The sequence below is a fragment of the Cupriavidus basilensis OR16 genome, from assembly GCF_000243095.1.
GTDB classification, from domain to species: domain Bacteria; phylum Pseudomonadota; class Gammaproteobacteria; order Burkholderiales; family Burkholderiaceae; genus Cupriavidus; species Cupriavidus basilensis_D.
The window spans coordinates 1-18972 of record NZ_AHJE01000126.1; the positions used below are offsets into that span (position 1 = coordinate 1).

13 protein-coding genes and 4 pseudogenes are annotated in these 18972 nt (G+C 66.4%); 7 read left to right on the plus strand and 10 right to left on the minus strand.

All coding sequences use genetic code 11. The features are described from left to right. Positions 1-360: MFS transporter (locus OR16_RS33900; RefSeq protein ID WP_006163373.1), on the minus strand; the 360-nt coding region annotated here is incomplete at its 3' end. A 449-nt stretch (positions 361-809) separates the two neighbouring features. On the opposite strand from OR16_RS33900, the pseudogene OR16_RS44225 reads away from it, so the two are divergent. Further along, positions 810-1220: pseudogene (locus OR16_RS44225) on the plus strand (hypothetical protein); the annotation flags it as partial. Positions 1221-1272: 52 nt separating this feature from the next. Here the strand turns inward: OR16_RS44225 and mdoH are convergent. The 5 genes and pseudogenes from mdoH to OR16_RS33930 form a co-directional block, all read right to left on the minus strand. Then, entirely contained in the window at positions 1273-3822 is a 2550-nt protein-coding gene (gene mdoH / locus OR16_RS33910) for a glucans biosynthesis glucosyltransferase MdoH (protein WP_043422183.1), read from the minus strand. Beyond that, positions 3795-5378 (minus strand): glucan biosynthesis protein G, encoded by a 1584-nt coding sequence (locus OR16_RS33915; RefSeq protein ID WP_006163380.1) that lies wholly within the window; start codon positions 5376-5378, stop codon positions 3795-3797. The genes mdoH and OR16_RS33915 overlap by 28 nt, the downstream gene beginning before the upstream one ends. An 861-nt stretch (positions 5379-6239) precedes the next feature. Next, the gene (locus tag OR16_RS33920) at positions 6240-6437 is read right to left on the minus strand and encodes a hypothetical protein (protein WP_006163381.1); all 198 of its coding nucleotides are present in this window, start codon (positions 6435-6437) and stop codon (positions 6240-6242) included. A 173-nt stretch (positions 6438-6610) separates the two neighbouring features. Continuing rightward, positions 6611-7159 carry a surface-adhesin E family protein gene (locus OR16_RS33925; protein ID WP_006163383.1) on the minus strand — a complete coding sequence of 183 codons (549 nt, stop codon included), beginning with the start codon at positions 7157-7159 and terminating at the stop codon, positions 6611-6613. A 118-nt stretch (positions 7160-7277) separates the two neighbouring features. Further along, positions 7278-8030: pseudogene (locus OR16_RS33930) on the minus strand (helix-turn-helix domain-containing protein). Positions 8031-8245: 215 nt separating this feature from the next. Here OR16_RS33930 and OR16_RS33935 point away from each other — a divergent pair. The 3 genes and pseudogenes from OR16_RS33935 to OR16_RS33945 all read left to right on the plus strand — a co-directional run bounded on the left by OR16_RS33935 (position 8246) and on the right by OR16_RS33945 (position 11117). Beyond that, positions 8246-9264, plus strand: a pseudogene (locus tag OR16_RS33935) (hemolysin family protein). 256 nt (positions 9265-9520) lie between these two features. Next, positions 9521-10867, plus strand: coding sequence for a GGDEF domain-containing protein (locus tag OR16_RS33940; protein WP_006163385.1), 1347 nt, complete (start codon positions 9521-9523; stop codon positions 10865-10867). A 118-nt stretch (positions 10868-10985) separates the two neighbouring features. Next, positions 10986-11117 carry an entericidin A/B family lipoprotein gene (locus OR16_RS33945; RefSeq protein WP_006163387.1) on the plus strand — a complete coding sequence of 44 codons (132 nt, stop codon included), beginning with the start codon at positions 10986-10988 and terminating at the stop codon, positions 11115-11117. A gap of 44 nt (positions 11118-11161) precedes the next feature. On the opposite strand, the gene OR16_RS33950 is transcribed toward OR16_RS33945, so the two are convergent. The 4 genes from OR16_RS33950 to OR16_RS33965 form a co-directional block, all read right to left on the minus strand. Then, positions 11162-12793 (minus strand): phospholipase D family protein, encoded by a 1632-nt coding sequence (locus tag OR16_RS33950; protein ID WP_006163391.1) that lies wholly within the window; start codon positions 12791-12793, stop codon positions 11162-11164. Between the two features lie 130 nt (positions 12794-12923). Next, the gene (gene eda / locus OR16_RS33955) at positions 12924-13562 is read right to left on the minus strand and encodes a bifunctional 4-hydroxy-2-oxoglutarate aldolase/2-dehydro-3-deoxy-phosphogluconate aldolase (RefSeq protein WP_006163393.1); all 639 of its coding nucleotides are present in this window, start codon (positions 13560-13562) and stop codon (positions 12924-12926) included. Between the two features lie 78 nt (positions 13563-13640). Continuing rightward, the gene (locus OR16_RS33960; RefSeq protein ID WP_006163395.1) at positions 13641-14576 is read right to left on the minus strand and encodes a sugar kinase; all 936 of its coding nucleotides are present in this window, start codon (positions 14574-14576) and stop codon (positions 13641-13643) included. Positions 14577-14656: 80 nt separating this feature from the next. Beyond that, positions 14657-15925, minus strand: coding sequence for an amino acid deaminase (locus tag OR16_RS33965; RefSeq protein ID WP_006163396.1), 1269 nt, complete (start codon positions 15923-15925; stop codon positions 14657-14659). A 149-nt stretch (positions 15926-16074) separates the two neighbouring features. Here OR16_RS33965 and OR16_RS33970 point away from each other — a divergent pair, with 149 nt between their 5' ends. The 3 genes and pseudogenes from OR16_RS33970 (at position 16075) to OR16_RS33980 (ending at position 18921) form a co-directional block, all read left to right on the plus strand. Next, complete coding sequence (locus tag OR16_RS33970; RefSeq protein WP_006163398.1) at positions 16075-16977, plus strand: MurR/RpiR family transcriptional regulator; 903 nt, start codon at positions 16075-16077, stop codon at positions 16975-16977. Between the two features lie 2 nt (positions 16978-16979). Then, a pseudogene (locus OR16_RS33975) lies at positions 16980-18486 on the plus strand (N-acyl-D-amino-acid deacylase family protein). 42 nt (positions 18487-18528) lie between these two features. Then, positions 18529-18921 carry a RidA family protein gene (locus tag OR16_RS33980; RefSeq protein ID WP_006163400.1) on the plus strand — a complete coding sequence of 131 codons (393 nt, stop codon included), beginning with the start codon at positions 18529-18531 and terminating at the stop codon, positions 18919-18921. The last annotated feature ends 51 nt before the right edge of the window (positions 18922-18972 follow it).

The window sequence follows — 18972 nt, forward strand, 5'->3', positions numbered from 1 at the left end:
GCCAGCGCAGCCACCCAGCGCCTGCAGGAAACGCCAGAGCATCAGCGCATCGACGTCACGCGCGAGCGCGCACCCGGCCGCAGCCAGCGCATAGGCCAGCAGGCCGACATACAGCGGCGGCTTGCGGCCAAAGCGGTCGCTGATCGGTCCATAGAATGCCTGCCCCACCGCCAATCCGACCAGGAAGGTCCCCAGCGTGAGCTGCACGCGGCCGATATCGACCCCGAGATCTCCGGCCAGCGCGGGGAAACTCGGCAGGTACATGTCAATGGAAAGCGGCGCCAGTGCGGTAAGCGAAGCGCATACCAGGAGCCAGAGCGGAAAGCGCCCGGATTGCGGGGCGCGAGTAGAGCGGGTCATCGAAACATCCTGAGGAACAACTAGGCGGCCGGGATGGCCGCCGACGCCCAATCCGTCAAACTGCCAACGGCTGACCGGCGCGAGAGCGGCTAAAGGCGCAATTGTTGCATAGCATAAAAAGCCGCGCAGCCGGCATGCCGCGCGGCGATGATGCTGGCGCACGTCCGACCGGACGCGCGCAACGGTGATGACAGGCTTGGCGATACCGCGGCATTGCGGCAAGTTCGGGCCTCGCTTCGCCGCGGACTGGAGGAGTGCGTGGCTTTCAACGGCAGCAACGCCAAGGGTACAATGCCAGCCTGTCGGCCGCCCGTGGCGGACGATCACGCAGCCCGACGCACCGCGGGAATCCACCCGCTGGCGCGGTTCCCGGCAACGTTTTCCTGCATGAGAACAAGATACAAACTGCTTTCTGTCTGTCTTGCCCTGGCCGCCTGTGCGGCTAGTTTGGTGCGGCCACCGGCCAGAACACCGGTGCGGCAGGCGTGCCTGAATTGCTGCGCAATACCGCCCGGCCCGACAGCATATTGTCGCGCGCCTGCCGCCAGCTCAACGATGCCTTGCCCATCGAGATCGATGGCGAGACGCGCCTGCGCCGCTGCCAGTCGGTCCCTGGCAAACATATCCTGTTCCAGCTGGAGCTGACCAAGTACCGGGGCCCCATGCTGGACCTCGCCAGCTTCGAGCTCAGCTACGCCGCGCCGCTGCAGCGCAATATCTGCGCGAACCGGGACGTTGAAATCCTGACCAAGCTGGGCGTGAGCATGATGTTCCGCTACATGACGCGCAACGAACGCGGCGAGCGCCGCGTTGGCGACGTCTACATCAACGCGCCCATCTGCTCCTCGGCGCTGCGCTAACACCCTGTCTGGATTCGCAGCCGGGAGGCCGGCGCCGCCCAGTCCTCCGTACTCAGGCGAGCCGCGGACGCAGCGGCACCACGTTGGCCGCGCGCCGGGGCAACACACGGGTTTCCTTCCATCGCGCATGCGCCAGCGGCGAGCCCCATACCAGTTCGTGCAACCGGGCCAGCGCGAAGGGATCGCCCAGCAGCAGGTGTTTCTGCACGGCTGTCAGCTCGTCCGGGCCAGCGGTAAGGGCCTGCTGCACCAGCGCCGCGCGCTCCAGTTGCGTCGCTAGCGGCTGCACCAGGCGCGACGAGGCGGTAGCGCACATCAACGCATTGGTGACAGGGTCGACCACGGCATCGATAAATGCCGGCGGCTCTCCCGCTGCCTCCACATGCTTTTGCATGGCCACCATTTCGCGCGGGGGCGTTGCCTCCTCCGGCGTCACGAACAACCTGGCCCGGCGCAGGGCGCGGCCAAGCGAAACCCGCGACAGCCAGACCGAAAGCGGAATCGAGAGCGCCAGCGAGCCTACGATCGGCAGCAGCCACCAGACAAAATGCGGGTCCAGCCATAGCACCAGCCCGCCCCACGCCAAGCCGAGCAGGGTGTGCATGCCGTGGCGGCGAAACGCCTCGCCCCAGCTGGTCTGTGCATCTTCGCGCGGCGGCGATTTCCAGGTAATGCCCCAGCCGCTATAGGCCGCCACCACGAACTTGGTGTGAAAAAGCATCCGGACCGGCGCCAGCAAAGCCGACATCATCACTTCAATCAGCATCGACAGCACCAGGCGCAACGCCCCGCCATAGCTGCGCGAATCCTTCATCAGCAGTACCACGCTGGCGATCTTTGGCAGGAACAACAGAGTGGCGGTCGCCGAGAACAGCGCCAGTGCCTTCTCGGGATGCCACTCGGGCCAGGTAGGGAACAGCTGGTAGGGCTGCGTGAAGTACTCTGGCGGCACCAGCGCGTGCTTGGCCAGCATGATGGTGGACAACACCAGGAACAGGAACCACAGCGGCGCCGACAGATAAGCCATCACGCCGGTCAGGAACACCGCGCGGTGCACGGCGTGAAAGCCCTGCTTCATCCACAGGCGGAAGTTCATCAGGTTGCCCTGGCACCAGCGGCGATCGCGTTTGACCTCATCAAGCAGGTTCGGCGGAAGTTCCTCGTAGGAGCCCTCCAGGTCGTAGGCGATCCACACGCCCCACCCGGCCCGGCGCATCAAGGCGGCCTCGACGAAATCGTGCGAGAGGATCTCTCCCGCCAGCGGGCCCTTGCCGGGCAATGGCGCCAGCGCGCAATGCTCCATGAAGGGCTGGATGCGGATGATGGCGTTATGGCCCCAGTAATGCGACTCGCCGAGCTGCCAGTAGTGCAAGCCGGCCGTAAACAGCGGCCCGTACACGCGCGTCGAGAACTGCTGCACGCGCGCATACATGGTCTCGCGACCCACCGCCAGCGGCGCGGTCTGGATGATCCCGGCGCCCGGGTTGCCTTCCATCAGCTTGACCAGCGTGGTCAGGCATTCGCCGCTCATCACGCTATCGGCGTCCAGGACCACCATGTAGCGATAGGCGCTGCCCCAGCGGCGGCAGAAGTCCGCTACGTTGCCGGTCTTGCGCTTCACGCGGTGGCGGCGCCAGCGGTAGAAGATGCGGCCGAAGCCGTTGACAGCGCGGCAGGTTTCCATCCACGCATTGGTCTCGGCGGTGCGCAGGTCCGGGTCGCCGCTGTCGGAAAGCACGAAGAAATCGAAACGCGCCAGCTCACCGGTGCGCTCCATCGACTCATAGGTCGCGCGCAGCCCTGCAAAGACCCGGTTCACATCCTCGTTGCAGATCGGCATGATGACCGCTGTGCGCGCCGCCTCGGCGATGGGCCCGTCCACGGCGGCCGATCGCGAAATCAGATGGCGGTCGCCACCCTTGGCCAGCACCAGGAAGCCCATCATGGCCGTCCAGAATCCCGCCGACACCCAGGAAAACAGGATGGCGAAGAGCGCCAGCACGGCGATCTCGAGCGGGTCGGTACCGTGATAAGGCAGCACCTTGGTCATGAAGTAGGTTGCCAGCGCGGTTTGCCCGGCCACCAGGCCTAGCAGTACCCAGCGGCGATGCGAGCCCGCCGGATGCCATTTGCCCTCGGCATCGGGACCGTCATGCAAGGTGTCCCAGGTTTCCGGCACGGGCGGGCGGCCCAGCATGCGCCGGCCCAGGTTACGCAGGAAGCCGGTGACGATGTGCGGGGGCCACGCCCGCGGCACCATGGAAGTGCGCCGGGGCTCGGGGCCGGTATCGATATGCACGGTGCCATCCGCGCGACGCTGCACCAGCGGCTCGCCCGCTGCCAGCGGGGCGCCATAGGCCAGATTGAGGCGGCGCCCCAAAGAGCCATAGGCCGCGCCCGCCGGGGATGGCTCGCTGTCCTTGGCCGCGAGTTTTTGCTGCAGCAGATGCATGGCCGACTCGGTGTCGGCAGCGCCGCCACCGACGTTGTCAAGCAGCTCGCGACGCTGGTCGGGCGAGACGGGAACGCGATCGAGATAGCGCTCGCATGCCGCCGCCGGAGCGGCGCGCCGCTTTAGTCTGGGGGTAAGATGTAGCTCCACGTCTCGGATAGGGTTGTATTGCCGTTGCGAAGATAGCCGCGCAATTCGACTGGTTTGTTCTCGTCCTTGCGGCGCACGACCATGGTCATGCGCCAGCCACCGGTGGCCGCATTGCGTTGCGTCGAAGTGTTCAGCAGCTCCCCGTTGCTGTCGGCCGAGATCACCGGATCGATCCGGGTATCGGCGGCCAGTTTCTTGAAGGCCGGGCCTTCAAAATCCACCACCAGCGAAAAACTGGTGTCGTCCTGCTTGCGGCTGAGGCCCTGGCCACGCCGCGTCTGTGTCACCCACGACAGCGGCGGCTGTTTTTCGCCGTCCTTCTGCCACAGCAGGCGATATTCGAAATCGAAAGGTTGCTTGGGCTTGGGCGGGTTGTCAGGCACCCAATAGGCCACGATGTTGTCGTTGGTCTCGTCCGGGGTCGGGATCTGTACCAGCTCGACCCGGCCCGAACCCCAGTTGCCTTTTGGCTCCACCCAGGCGCTCGGGCGACGCTCGTACCACGCGCCGATTTCCTGGTAGCTGCTGAAATTGCGATCCCGCTGCATCAGGCCAAATCCTTGCGGATTGGTCGCGGCAAACGAAGTCACCAGCAGGCGCTTGGGATTGCTCAGCGGCCGCCACAGCCACTCACCCGTGCCGAGCTGCACCGAGAGGCCGTCAGAGTCATGCACCTCGGGCCGGTAGTCAGGCACCGACGATGGTTGGTTCTCACCAAAGAGGTACATGCTGGTCAGCGGCGCCAGGCCGATCTTGGTGACGTTTTCGCGCGTGAACAAGCGCGACTTCACCTCCATGACCGTCTCCGTGCCTGGTAGGATCACGATCCGGTACGCACCGCTCATGCGGCGCGAGTCCATCAGTGCATAGATGGTCAGTTGCTTGTCCGCCGGCGAAGGCCGCTCGATCCAGTACTCCACGAAGCGTGGAAACTCCTCGCCCGAATTGAGCCCGGTATCCACGGCCAGGCCCCGTGCCGACAAGCCGTACCACTGGTCCTTGCCCAGCGCGCGGAAATAGCTGGCACCCAGGAAGGAAACAACTTCGTCCTTGCCCTTGGTGCTGTTGAGCGGATAGAGCACGCGGAAGCCAGCGAAGCCAAGCGTCTTGAGCTTGCTGGCATCGACCTTGTGCGGCCCGTAGTTGAACGCGGACGGGTCGAAGCGGATCTCGCGGGCGCTCCCGCTCACCACTTCATTGATGCGCACCGGCTGGTCGAACACCATGCCTTCATGAAAGAAGGACAGCTCGAACGGCAGCTTGGCATTGCGCCATTGGAAACGCTCGGGCTTGTATTCGATCTCGCGATAGCGCTCGTACGACAGCTCGCGCAATTCGCGCGGCAGACTTTGCGCGGGTGCCTTGTAAGGACTCGCAGCCAACTGGCGCGCGCGCGCCGCCACGGTGTCAAAGTCAAAGGCGTGCGCCGCCACGGCGCACATCGCCAGCATGCCGCCGCACAACCACCTGCCAAGGCGCAGTGCGCCTGTGCTCGCAGGCGCCGCGGCACGGCGCTGGAAATATTCGACGGTCGGCAGGGTAACGGTTTCGGACATGAATGCCAGTGACGGGCGTAGTTGGACGGTTGGGACCGATCAGGTACCGCAGCAAAAGGCGGACCACCATGCGACCGGGATGACTACGGCAACGGCGGAGTGCCGGCCAGCGCGAACCCTGGGGAAGCTGAGGGGGATCTTGCGGCGCATCGCTTGCGACTGGGTGCTGAACGGGTGTCTGAGTGTATCGGGGCGTATCCGACTTGCTGCAATGCGCAATAAGACCTTAACAATTCGAGACTAAGAAGTCACGTTTCGATCACGCAACGTTTGCAACAAATTGAAACCCCGGCCGTCCGAACGCCGCTTTCCACGCGCCACTCGAGCCCGGGCATCACATTCGGCGTAGCGTCGAATCCTGGCCCGGTGTCTCGCAGGGCACGTTGGGGGCGAAGCTATTCCTTCAGCCAATTCCCACTACGGCGCCACCTGGGCCTGGCAAGCCTGCAGCCGAACATTTGCTCCGGCCCGCTTGACCGGGGCGCCGCGATTCCTACATGGGGATCGCCCCCGAATCTGCAACGCTAGGACACGAACCGGACGTCGTCAACGTGCGTAGCCAGCACGTGAGCGGCACTGGAACGGCGCATGGCGCACCTGCGAAATCGTGCACTGCACTAGAATCATGCGCGGTTGCGCCGCCACGCAAAAAAAAAGAGAGGCCGTAGCCTCTCGATCGGATTCCGCCTCGATGCCAGTCCCCCCGGATGGCGCCTGGCGCCACTGGACATCGGTACCCGGGCGCGCGGCCCAGCGCGCTTCACGCGCGAGGCAGCGGGCACAGGCGGCGTGGCGAACTAGCTCGGCTAGCGTGCGCGCGCAATGGCGCGCTGGCTGCCCGTCGCCTTTCACTAACGGCGCTCAGGCGCCTTTGTTCATCATCTTGTCGGCATCAGAAGGCGCGTGGTTCTTTTTCTTCTTGGCCGGCTTCTTCGTCGTCTTGCCAGAGCTTGACGCTGCCGGCTTGTCACCGGCCGCGGGCGCGGCAGGCGCCGACGCCTGGGCATAGGCGCCCGCACCAAACATGGCCAGCGTCAACATCACGATCCACTTCTTCATATCAGCCTCCTGGTCAGCTGTGAAAAGAAGCCTGCCTGCGGCCCCTGGTGGCGCTCGGCACCTGCGCTTCGTGACTACCAAAACGGAGCAAGGGAGCAATGGGTTGACGCGTTAGCCAGGCTATCGACACTGCAGCGCAGCATAAGGCTTCGCTGTGCGTGCCGCCAGAAGCATCAAGGACACAGGCGGCTGAGCAGTTCGCCGGGAACAGTACCTGCACTGGCAGGCTGCGGCATCCCCGCGCGAGGGGCGCTGATGGTGTAAAGCGATTCGCCGCGGGCATATCGCTTGGCGTAGAGCGTCTGCTCCACCACCGCATACATGGAGGTGGCGCAATTGAACACCATGCGCTTGAGCGAGGAACGGATCGGCTCGCCACTAGTGGTGCGGATCACGCCGGCCGGCGCATTGCGCATGACCGCGACACCGACCTCGGGACCACGCCGACGCACCGACGTCTTGTCGAAGTAAGAGATCACCCCGTTGGCGCCCATCAGGGGCAGCCAGCGCTGCGGGTCAGGCGGCGAAGGATCGGGCGCGGCCTGCACGGCGCAACCTTCACGTGGCGTGGAACGGAACACTCCCCCGCTGGAAGCCTGGCATTCATACAAACCCGCCGTGGCGGCGGGGCGAACCGTGGCAACAGGTTCGGCATACGCGGCAAGACAGACACTGCTGCCAACCAGCACGGCGGCAGCGTGGAAATAGGCGCGCAAGGACATGGACGGACCCTCGTGTAGACCAAAAAACAGCGGGCATTGTCGCACACCGCGCTGCGCAAGTGGCTAAGGAGCTAGCTGGCTGCCGGTCTTGCTGCTGGCGACGGGACCCGAGTCCGGGTCAAGCCGCCGCGTTCCGCGACAGGGCCTCGAGCGCATCGCGCGACGCGTCATCCGCCGGGAAGAAACACTCGATACGCATCTCCTGCAGCGTGACATCCTGCGGGATGCCCAGCGTGGTCAGCGTCGAGAACAGCGTGGCGCGGAAACCATGGGCGGCAAGCGCCACAGGCAGCATCGGCGGCGGCGTGCGCTCGGCGGCATCGTCGTCAAACAACGGGACGCCGGCCGGGCCAACCATATCGGGATGCCAGCCGGCGATGCGGCTGAAGATCTCGCGGGCGGTCTGGTCCTGCTATGCGTCCGCCGCCCTCCTCCAGCTTGGACGGTGCGCGCCGCCCAGCAGCACGCCAATCATGTTGCGGTACGCCTGGTTGGCATCAAGCATGTTCCAGAAACGATCCAGCACCACGGCGGGATAGGGTTCCTGTTTGGAGAGGATCAACGCCACCGCCTGCCGCACCATTTGCAGCGCGGGCGCGGCCAGACCGTGCTCGGTGTAGGCCGGCGCGAAGCCACCGGCCAGCAGCAGGCGATTGCGCTGGCGCAGCGGCACGCCAAGGCGGTCCGCCAGCGACAGCACCATCTCGCGGCTGGGCCGGGCGCGGCCGGACTCAAGGAAGCTGATATGGCGCTGCGATACCCCGGCGGCCAGCGACAGCGCAAGCTGGCTATAGCCGCGCTTGCCGCGCCAGTAACGTAGCAGGCCGGGGAAATCGAGCGCGGTTTCGGAACTGGGGGTCAGGGTATCCATGACGGCATTACAGCACGTCGAAGACGGTATGGCGATTACCTTCGGGGTAATCACTCGGACTGCCTGCATCAAGCGGCGCAGCCGCAAACTAAAGGAGTAATCAGCACAAATGTGGTGACCCCCACCCCTTCGAGCGCGCCGGCAGCGGCCCTGACACACAGCAATGTTATGCTTTGGACCTCAATAACTCCTGCGCGCACAGGGCGCGCACCCTGATGGAAATTGCCATATTACTGGCGCTGATCCTGATCAATGGCCTGTTCGCGATGTCTGAGATCGCCTTGATGACATCCCGCAAGGCTCGCCTGCAGCGGCGCATCGAAGAAGGCGACCGCGGCGCGATCGAAGCGATCAAGCTGGGCGAGGATCCCACCCGATTTCTGTCTACCGTCCAGATCGGCATTACCTCCATTGGCGTGCTCAACGGCGTCGTTGGCGAATCCACCCTGGCGCAGCCGCTCGGCGCCTGGCTGCAGGGCTTTGGCCTGCAGGCCACGACCGCCGGCTACGTGGCGACCACCATCGTGGTGGCTGGCTTGACCTATTTCTCCATCGTGCTGGGCGAACTGGTGCCCAAGCGCCTCGGCCAGATGGCCCCCGAAACCATCGCGCGCCTGGTCTCGCGCCCGATCTCCTTCCTGGCGCTGGCCTCCACCCCATTCGTCAAGCTGCTCTCCAGTTCAACCCGGCTGGTGCTGCGCATGCTTGGCGTGAAAAGCGGCCGCGGCCCGGCGGTGACCGAAGAAGAGATTCATGCCCTGCTGGTGGAAGGCTCGGAGGCAGGCGTCATCGAGCAGCACGAGCACACCATGGTGCGCAATGTATTCCGCCTGGATGACCGCCAGCTCACCTCGCTGATGGTGCCGCGCGGCGATGTGGTCTGCCTGGACGTGGAAGTCCCGCTGGAAGAGAACCTGCGCCGCATCGAGGAGTCCGATCACTCGGGGCCGTGCAACGCGAGGACGGCTCCTGGCTGCTCGATGGCCTGATCCCCATCCCCGAGTTGAAAGACCGCATTGGCCTGCGCCATGTGCCGGAAGAGGACAAGGAGCGTTATCACACGCTGTCCGGCATGTTGCTGCTGCTGCTCGGCCGCCTCCCGCAGACCGGCGACACCGTGCGCTGGGGCGACTGGAAGTTCGAGATCGTGGACATGGACGGCAAGCGCATCGACAAGGTGCTGGCGTCGCGCGTGCTGCCCGACGACGGCGCGGACGCCGACACCACCGGCTGAGCCCCTACCCGCCTGCCGCCGAGACTTGATCTCCGTCAAGCTCCGGCCAATCAGCACAATCCCTGTATCAGGCACGCTTCGGGCGGCGCCTGCTCTACCGTATGATCGTGACTGTGCCGTGCCATCCCTGACACCGGCTTGAGGGCTGGATCCCCGAGCCGGCGCGCGGATGGCGCGGCGGTTACCGCGGTCCAGGCTTTGCCAGGCCGCGCTTATGCCACCGTGCGGCGAAATCATGCTGCCCACAGGGACCCCCATGCATCCAGACGCAGACGATGCCGTCCGCTCGCCGGAGGTGGACCCTCTTGAAAAAGGTGACTTCGCGGCTGCCCTGATGGCGCTGCGGCAGAAGTCGCTGGCCACGCAGTGCCGCTTCGTGGTGCTGGTGATCCACCTCGATCGCTTTACCCACGCCAGCGAAACGCTGGGCGCCGAGCTATCGGCGCGCCTATGCGCGCAGGCCGCGGCGCGCGTAGCCGCGCTGGCCCTGACGGCCGAAGTGAGCTGGCTAGGCCAGGCGGATATCGGCGCGGTTGTGCCGCTGCCCCCGCAGTCGCAGCCGGCGGCCGACCCCATGGAGGCAGCGATGCGCCTGGCGCGCGCCGTGGGCGCGGGCCTGGCGCGGCCGTTCGTGCAGGACGGCTTCGAGCTATTCCTGTCCAGCAGCATTGGCGTGGCGCTGGATGAGCCCGACAAGCCGGCGGAGCGGAGCCTCCATGAGGCCTATGACGCGATGCTGCGCGTGCGCAAACGCGGCGGCGACGGCATTGCCGGCGGCGTCGTTGCCACGTCCGTGCCGCTCCCCACCCCACTCCTGGCTGCCCTGCCTTTTGCCTTGGCGCGCGGCCAGGTCGCGCTGAACCTGCAAGCAAGGGCATCGCTGGCCACCGGTTGCGTGACTGGCTACACGGCGCGTCTGCGCTGGCAGAGCCCTGAGTTGGGGCGCGTAGCGCCGCAGGACTTCCTGCCGGCGCTGGAGTCGCTCGGCATGATGGGCGAGGTCGCACGCTGGCTGATGGAAAATGCCTTGCCCCTGCTCGACTGCCCGGGCGTCGCCAAGCCGGTGGAGCTGTCGTTGCTGGTTTCCAGCGCCCAGTTGCACGGCGCCCCGCTGATCGATACCTTGCTGCGCACCCTGGCGGCACGCAAGCTCGACCCGGCAAGGGTCTGCCTCGAGATTCCCGGGGAGGCATTGCTCGCCGGCGACCAGGTTGCCGCTGCCAAGCTCGCCACGCTGCGCGGCGCGGGCCTGCGGTTCGCCCTGAGCGACTTTGCCGACGCGCCCGGCGCCATGGCAACCCTGGAGCGGCTGCAGCCGGACTTGCTCACGTTCAACGCGCGCTGCATCGGCAGCGCCGACCAGCCTGGGCAGCCGGGCCAGGCCGGCGCCGCCGCACGCCTGCAAGCGGCATGCGAACAGGCAAGGCGCCTTGGCTTGCCCATCTGTGCAAAAGGCATCGAAACGCGGCACCAGTTGGCTGAAGTACGCCGTTGGGGTTGCTGCGCGATACAGGGCTACTTGTTGGCGCAGCCGTTCCCGGCCCACTGGCTGGCGCAGACACATGCTGCAATCTGCGCACGCTCGCGTGAATTGCTCGCCTAGGGCGCGGTGCGCCGTTGTCCTGGCACGATCGGTTACAAAATGGCATGCATCGTGCTTCAAAACAGCATCGCGACAACGGTAGAATTGCTGCGAATTCAATGATCGAAAGGAGTCTGGCGTGAAAAAAGGATGGATCTTCTGCGTTCTGTTTGCCACCCTGCTGGCTGGCTGCAATACGATGGCCGGCCTGGGCCAGGATATTCAGAAGGGCGGCCAAAAGCTCGAAGGCGCAGCCGATCGCAGCAAGTAATCAGCGCGACGGCACAGGAGCGCCAGGCAAGGCGCTCCATGGCGTCACAGCAACTGCTCCGGCGTGAACGGGGCCAGAACGTCGATCCACAGGCGCTTCTGCCAGCTTGTATCCGGCTCGGTATCGAACACCGCCGCCTGATCCCCCCTGCCGTCCACCCACTGCACCGTGCCCTGCTCGGACAAGCGCAACAGGTAGCTGTTGTCGTCGATCACCCCGGCGAACAGCTGCGCGACTTGCTGCGCCAGCTTGGCGCTATGAATGATCAGCCCGGTCTCCGTGTTCTGGCTGGCCGAGCGCGGATCGAAGTTCATGGATCCCACGAACAGGTTGGTCCGATCGGCGACGGCCGCCTTCACATGCAGGGTGGCCTGCGACGACGTGTAGTCCCCGATGATCTTCTGCGGCCGGCCGGGCCGCGACTTGAGCTCGTGCAGCTCCACCCCCGCGCGCAGCAGATCACGCCGATAGCGCCGGTAGCCCACGTGGACGATAGGCGCATCGGTGGCTGCAAGTGAATTGGTCAGCACCCGCACCTTTACGCCCCGCTTGACCAGATCCGCCATCCATGTGACCCCACGGTCGCCAGGGATGAAATACGGGGAGATCAGGATGACCTCCTGCCTCGCCCCGCTTAGCGTGCGGCCCAACTCCTTGCTCATGGTCTCGCCGGCGGCAGGCGCCTGGTCCGGCGCGGCTTTGCTCGGCGCGTCGACCATCACGCTTGCCGAAGCCCATTCGAGAGCCAGCTTGCCCCCAGCCGCGAACTGGCGGCCGAGGAAGCTGGCTCGCGCATCGATCTTGCCGGGAGGCGTCATGCCCTGTGCGTCGATGCGCTTGCTTTCGGCCTCTGTGCTGACGAGGGCCGGCCCGGGCCGCGACGAGCTGGCGCCGGTGGCAGCGGCAGAGTCCGTCGCCTGCGCCGGGTTCGCAAGTGTTTCCACCGGCACGGCCAGCGGGTTGTTCCAATACCGGTCGAACGCGGCCGAGAGCCGCCGTACCGCCGGGCCGGCGGCGATCACGTCAAGGTCGACGAAATTCTGTTCCGGGGCACGCAGGAAGTAGGCGTCGCCAATATTTCGCCCGCCTGTCATGGCCAGCGCGTTGTCGGCGATAAACGCCTTGTTGTGCATGCGCCGGTTGAGCCGCCGGACATCGGTGGCAGACGAGAGCACCCGCGTCAGCTTGGAGAACCGCCCGGCAGGAAACGGGTTGAACATGCGCACCTCGATATTGCGATGGCCCGCGAAGCGCAGGAAGGCGCGATCCTTGCCGTCGTCGCTATGCAGGTCGTCCACCAGCACGCGTACGCGCACACCCCGCTCGGCTGCTGCCCGCACGTGCAGCAGGATCTCGCGGGACGACTCGTCGGCCTCGATGAGGTAGTACTGGAGATCCAGGGTGCGCGTGGCATGGTCGGCCAGCGAAATCAGCGTGCCGTAGGCTTCTTCGCCAGAGGCGATCACGTGAAAGCCGGACAACGCCGGATCGGGCGAGCTCTGCGCGACCAGCCGCCCGAGGGCGGTGGTGGCAGGATCGGCCAAGGCCTCGCTCTGCTGGCGTGGCACTTCCTTCGGCAGGCTGGCGCATCCCTCGGCAGCCAGGACGAACGCGCAAATCAGCGCACAGCCAAGCCAATGGGCCAACATCGCGCCGCGGCCCAGGGAACCTGCCATGCTAGCCGGCGCCGGACCCGCCAATCGCGCAATCATGGTGCCTCCAGCAGCCCGGATAAACCAAGCTTATGACGTGGCGCGGCGGCCCGCTATCCGCCTTTGTCCGACGTTTTGGCTGCTCCAGGCGGACTTACTTGCGCAGCGCGGCTGCCTCTTGCGCCAGCGTGCGCACCCTGGCCCAGTCGCCCTTGGCCACTGCATCCTTGGGCACCACCCAGGAGCCGCCCACGCAAACCACATTGGGCAGCGCGAGATAGGTCGGCGCGCGGGCAAGGTCGATGCCGCCGGTGGGGCAAAAACGCAGTTGCGCGAACGGGCCGTACAGCGACTTGAGCATTGCCACGCCGCCCGACGCTTCTGCCGGGAAGAACTTCAGGAACTTGAAACCGGCCTCCATCGCAGCCATCGCCTCGCTGGCGGTGGCTACGCCGGGCAACAGCGCCACGCCCGCGCCCTGCGCGGCCACGGCCAGCGCCGGCGTGAGGCCAGGTGAAACCGCGAACTGCGCGCCAGCATCGCTCACCGCTTTCAGGTCGGCCGCCGTCAGCACCGTGCCCGCGCCTACGCAGGCTTGCGGGAAGGCCGCCGCCACCGTCTTGATGGCTTCCAGCGCCACGGGTGTGCGCAGCGTGATCTCCAGCACCGGCAGGCCGCCGCCGATCAGGGCTTCGGACACATGCAGGGCTTCGTCCACGGAGGAGAACTCGAGCACCGGGATCACCGGCACGTTAACAAGGCGCTCGATCAGCGAGGGAGATTGAGTTTGCATGGCAGTGGATCTTCAGTCAGGTCGGGCGATTTAGCTTAAGCGCTTAGCGTTTAGGGCTTGGCGCTCAGGGCTTGGGAATCAGGCAATCACGGAAACCGACTGCGCCATTCGCGCCAGCACGGTCTCGGTGGATGGGATGGGCGCCACGGCGCCGTACCCGGTGGTGGACAACGCGGCGGCCACGTTGGCGTAGCGCGCGGCTTCAAACGGATCATCGCCGCCGGCCAGGCGCGCGACAAAGCTGCCACCAAAGCAATCGCCCGCGCCCGTGGCATCCACCGGGCGCACCGGGTACGGTGGCACCAGCGTGCGCGCCTCTGGGGTGGCCACGTACGCGCCCTCCTCGCCCAGCTTCAGCGCCACCAGCCCGATGCCGCAGCCCAGCAGGTAGTCGACGATGGCATCGCGGTCATTGAGGCCCGTCAGCACGGTGATATCGTCCCAGCTCGGCAAGCACACATCGGTCAGCGCGAAGGCCTCGCGCATGATGCCGCGCGCCCGCGCCAGGGTCCACAGCCGCAAGCGCAGGTTGGTGTCAAGCGTCACGCTGCAGCCAGCCTTGCGCGCGTGCTCCATCGCCGCCAGCCCGGCATCGCAGGCGCTGGTGCTGATGGCCAGGCTGATGCCGGACACATGCAGGTAGCGCGCCTCCGCAATGGCGTGGTGAGGCAGGTTCTCGTGGCTGTAGTGACTGGCCGCCGAGCCGCTGCGCAGGTAGTCGAAACGGTGCCCGTGCGCGTCGTGGGTGACGAAGTACACGCCAGTGGGCGAGCCCGCGTCGACGCGCACGTGGCGCGTGTCCACCCGCTCCTGCGTCCACAACGCCAGCAGCCGCTCGCCGAACGTGTCCTCGCCCACCGCGCTGATGTAGCCGGCGCGGGCGCCCTGGCGCGCCGCGGCGATGCAGAAATTGGAAGTGTCGCCGCCAAAGCCCTGCAGGTAGCGCGCGGGATCGTCGGGCTGCTGGTTGAACTCAACCAGCGCTTCGCCGAAGGCGAGAATGTCGATGCTCATGGTGCAAGCGTCCCCAGTAGTCACTGCTGTCGTTGTTCGTTGCCGCGTTGTTGTTGCGTTGCCGTTGCGCGCGATGCCGCTCAGAAGAACGTCTGCACGAGATCGATCACGCGCAGGTCGCCGTCGAGCACCGGAATGTGGCGCCACTTGTCGAAGGTAAGGCATGGATGGGAAATATCAAAGGCCACCATGTCGCCGACCTGGAGGTCGTCACCCGGGCGGATCTGCAGGTAGGCATGCTGGTCCATCATGCCCGTCACCTCCCAGTGCGCGGGCACCGCCACCGGCGCGCTCGTGCCGGGCCGGTACACCTGCGCCGGGATCGGCATGCCCGCATCGAAGGCGGCGTCACGCTTGCCCATGCCGATGATGGCGCGCTCCGGCTCGGGAATCGACTGCACATAGGCCCACAGCTGCAAGGCCGGCAACAGGCCTTCGCGCATCTTCTGCGCCACCGGATTGCTGGCAAGAATGCGTTTTTGCGCAGCGCGGTAGATGCCAACGTCGTGCGTGAGGTAGCAGCCGGGACGCAGCACGATGTCGATCGGCGCGCCGATATCGGTGCGGGCGAACTCCTCGGCCACCACGTCGTACCAGGCCGAGCCCGCGCCCGACATCACCACTGGGCTGCGGCCAAAGCGGCCCGCCGCGAACAGCTCGCGCGTCACCGCCACGGTACGCCGCAGGAAGTCGCGGATGTCGGACTCTTCCAGGAGCACGCCTTCGTAGATTTCCACGCCGGCCAGCGACAGCACGCCGGGCCAGCGCGCCAGCGCCGCGAGCACCGCTTCTTGCTGCTGCGCGCCGCGCACGCCGGTGCGCCCGCCGGGCACGCCCAGCTCCAGCAGGACCTGCAGCTTCTGGCCACGCGCGCTGAAGTACGTGCCGAGCTGGTCCACCAGCGCCGCGGAATCCACCAGCGTAAAGAACTCGAAATCGGGATCGCGCAGCAGGTCGGCCACGATTTCCATGTTGCGCCGGCCCACCAGCTGGTTGGCCATCAGCACGCGCCGCACACCGTGCGCGTACGCGGCGGCCGTCTGGTGCGCGGTGGCCAGTGTGATGCCCCAGGCGCCAGCGGCCAGCTGGCGCGCGAACAGCTTGGGCGCCATGGTGGTCTTGCCATGCGGCGCCAACTGCACGCCGTATTCGCCCATGAAGCGGCGCATCCATTCCAGGTTGTGCACCAGGCGTTCTTCATACAGCACCGCGGCCGGCAGGCTGAGGTCTTCCGCCAGCAATTGCCAGCCCACCTGGCCGGCTTCATCGGGTGCCAGCGGGGCATCGAGCTTGCCCAGCGCCTTGTTGAGCGGATCGATCGTGCCGGCCTGGTACTTTATTTCACGCATGCTGTCATCATCCTGCAAAATTCCGATTGACGTAATGATAGCCTTGAAATTACGATATTTCACCCTTGTTATAAAGTAACATTCAAAGCTGGCTCCGGGGCGACATTACGCACCCGGGACGGCTCGCCCTCACCACCGACCCGCCAACCATGTCCGCGCCCTTCGACATCCTGACCCGCATCGCCGAGCGTGGCCCCACGCTGCGCCTGGCCGAGCAGAAGGTCGCCCAGGTGATCCTGCAGGACCTGGCGGGCGCCGCCGCTACCAGCATCAACGAACTGGCGCGCCAGGCCGGGGTGAGCGAGGCCAGCGTGACCCGCTTTGCCAAGGCCATCGGCTGCCGCGACGTGCGCGATCTCAAGCTGCGCCTGGCGCAAGCCACAGCCGTGGGCCAGCGCTTCCTGCAGGCGGAAGTCGCCCGCGCGGCGGAGCCGTCCCCTGTCACGCTGGCCGACAGCATTCATGCGGATATCCTGGACTCTCTTGAGGTCAATCGCAAGCTGATCGATCCCGACCACATGGCGCGTGCGGCGCGCCTGTTGCTGGAGGCGCGCATGGTCTACGCTTTTGGCATGGGTGGCGGCTCGTCCTTCATGGCCGACGAGGCGCGGTACCGGCTGGCCCGCCTGGGCCGTCCCGTGGCCAGCTACCAGGACGCGCTGCTGCAGAAGATGGTGGCAGCCACACTGCACAAGGACGATGTCGTGCTTGCGTTCTCCGCCACGGGCAACGTGCCCGAGATGCTGGCCAGTTGCGATATCGCCCGCGAATACGGTGCAAAACTGGTGGCCGTGACTGCGCTGGGCTCGCCGCTGGCGGCACGCGCGGACGTGCTGCTGCCTGTGCGCACGCTGGAAACCGATTTCATTTTCAAGCCCTCGGCCTCGCGCTACGCGATGCTGCTGGTGATGGACGTGCTGGCCACCCAGCTCGCCCTGCTGCAGCAAGACCAGAGCCAGGACAACCTGCGCCGGCTCAAGTACGTGCTCGACGCGCACCGCGGCACCGCGGGACCGGGCGCCACCGATAGCCGCCAGCCGCTCGGAGACTGACCATGCCTGAATTGTTCGACACCCTCATCCGCAGCGTGACCCTGCTCGACGGCTCCGGCGCCGAGGCGCGCCGGGCCGACGTGGCGCTGCGCGCCGGGCGCATCGCCCGCATCGCCATGCTGGAAGACGGCGGCGACGCCATCGACCCTGGCAGCGCCGCGCACGTGGTGCAGGGCGAAGGGCTGGTGCTCGCGCCAGGCTTCATCGACGTGCACACCCATGACGACACCAACGTGGTCCGCCAGCCCGAGATGACGCCCAAACTGTCGCAAGGCGTCACCACCGTGATCGTCGGCAACTGCGGCATCAGCGCGGCGCCTGTCACGCTGCGCGGCGAGCCGCCCGACCCGATGAACCTGCTGGGCACCGCCGACGCTTTCCACTACCCGGACTTTGCCGCCTATGTCGCGGCCGTTCAGGCGGCGCGGCCCGCTGTCAACGTGGCCGCGCTGGTCGGCCATACGGCGCTGCGCAGCAACCATATGGACCGGCTGGACCGCACCGCCACCGCGGCCGAGATCGCGGCAATGCGCGCCCAGCTGGAAGAAGCGCTGGAGCATGGCGCGATCGGCCTGTCCACCGGCCTGGCCTATGCCAACGCCTTTGCCGCCACCACGGACGAAGTGCTGGCGCTGGCCGAACCGCTGGCCCGCGCGGGCGCGCTCTATGCCACCCACCTGCGCAGCGAGTTCGCCGACATCCTGGAGGCGATGGATGAAGCGTTCCGCATGACCGTTCCGCATCGGCCGCCATGCACGCGTGCCGGTGGTGATCTCGCACATGAAATGCGCCGGCCTGGATAACTGGGGCCGCAGCGCCGAAGTGCTGGACGCACTGGAGCGCGCGCAGCGCTGGCAGCCTGTGGGCTGCGATTGCTATCCCTATACGGCCAGCTCGTCCACACTGGATATCAAGCAGGTCACCAGCGATTTCGACATCATGGTGACCTGGTCCGAGCCGCACCCCGAGATGGGCGGACGCCTGCTGGCCGATATCGCAGCCGAGTGGGAGCTGGGTCTCGAAGACGCCGCGCGCCGCCTGCAGCCGGCCGGCGCGGTCTATCACTGCATGGAAGACGCGGACGTCGACCGCATCCTGAGCCATCCCGCCACGGTGGTGGGATCCGATGGCCTGCCCAACGATCCGCTGCCGCACCCGCGCCTGTGGGGCGCCTTTGCGCGCGTGCTGGGCCACTACGCCCGTGACCGCGAACTGTTCCCGCTGACGGTCGCCATCAACAAGATGACGGGGCTGTCGGCCGAGCGCTTCGGCCTGGCCGAGCGCGGCCTGGTGCGCGAAGGCTACTGGGCCGACCTGGTCCTGTTCGACGCCGCCACCATCCGCGACGCGGCCAGCTTCACCGATCCCATGCAGCCGGCCGAGGGCATCGCTTGCGTGTGGGTCAACGGCGAACTGTCATGGCTGCAGCGCAAGCCCACCGGCACGCGAGCCGGCCGCTTCCTTGCGCGCGCAAAGCCTGCCGGGGCCGGCGCGGCGCCGGCGCAGTAAACACACCTAAACCGCAATCTGCAATCTGCTTCAGGAGTCCCCATGGATATCAAACGATTTGGCGTTGAGGGCGGCGCCGGCACCGGCGGCCAGCACATGCCGTTTTCCCGAGCCGTGCAAGCCGACGGCTGGCTCTACGTGTCTGGCCAGGTGCCCATGGTGGCCGGCGAGGTGATCGATGGCGGCATCGTTGCGCAGACCCACCAGGCCATCAAGAACGTGCTGGCCATCCTGGCCGAAGCCGGCTACGGCACCGAGCACATCGTGCGCTGCGGGGTGTGGCTGGACGACGCGCGCGACTTCGCATCGTTCAACAAGATCTTCAAGGAATACTTCGGCGCCAACCCGCCCGCGCGCGCCTGCGTGCAGTCGAGCATGGTGGTGGACTGCAAGGTCGAAGTGGACTGCATTGCCTACAAGAAGCCGGCTGCCTGATCCCAGGCCAGCCAGCCACGAAAACCTGAACCGGCCGCCGCCAGCGCGGCC

Bases quoted from the DNA above. Each gene is read 5' to 3' on its own strand.
- OR16_RS33915 (WP_006163380.1), bottom strand. From the start codon at position 5,378: ATGTCCGAAACCGTTACCCTGCCGACCGTCGAATATTTCCAGCGCCGT.
- OR16_RS33920 (WP_006163381.1), bottom strand. From the start codon at position 6,437: ATGAAGAAGTGGATCGTGATGTTGACGCTGGCCATGTTTGGTGCGGGC.
- OR16_RS33925 (WP_006163383.1), bottom strand. From the start codon at position 7,159: ATGTCCTTGCGCGCCTATTTCCACGCTGCCGCCGTGCTGGTTGGCAGC.
- OR16_RS33940 (WP_006163385.1), top strand. From the start codon at position 9,521: ATGCATCCAGACGCAGACGATGCCGTCCGCTCGCCGGAGGTGGACCCT.
- OR16_RS33950 (WP_006163391.1), bottom strand. From the start codon at position 12,793: ATGGCAGGTTCCCTGGGCCGCGGCGCGATGTTGGCCCATTGGCTTGGC.
- eda (WP_006163393.1), bottom strand. From the start codon at position 13,562: ATGCAAACTCAATCTCCCTCGCTGATCGAGCGCCTTGTTAACGTGCCG.
- OR16_RS33960 (WP_006163395.1), bottom strand. From the start codon at position 14,576: ATGAGCATCGACATTCTCGCCTTCGGCGAAGCGCTGGTTGAGTTCAAC.
- OR16_RS33965 (WP_006163396.1), bottom strand. From the start codon at position 15,925: ATGCGTGAAATAAAGTACCAGGCCGGCACGATCGATCCGCTCAACAAG.
- OR16_RS33970 (WP_006163398.1), top strand. From the start codon at position 16,075: ATGTCCGCGCCCTTCGACATCCTGACCCGCATCGCCGAGCGTGGCCCC.
- OR16_RS33980 (WP_006163400.1), top strand. From the start codon at position 18,529: ATGGATATCAAACGATTTGGCGTTGAGGGCGGCGCCGGCACCGGCGGC.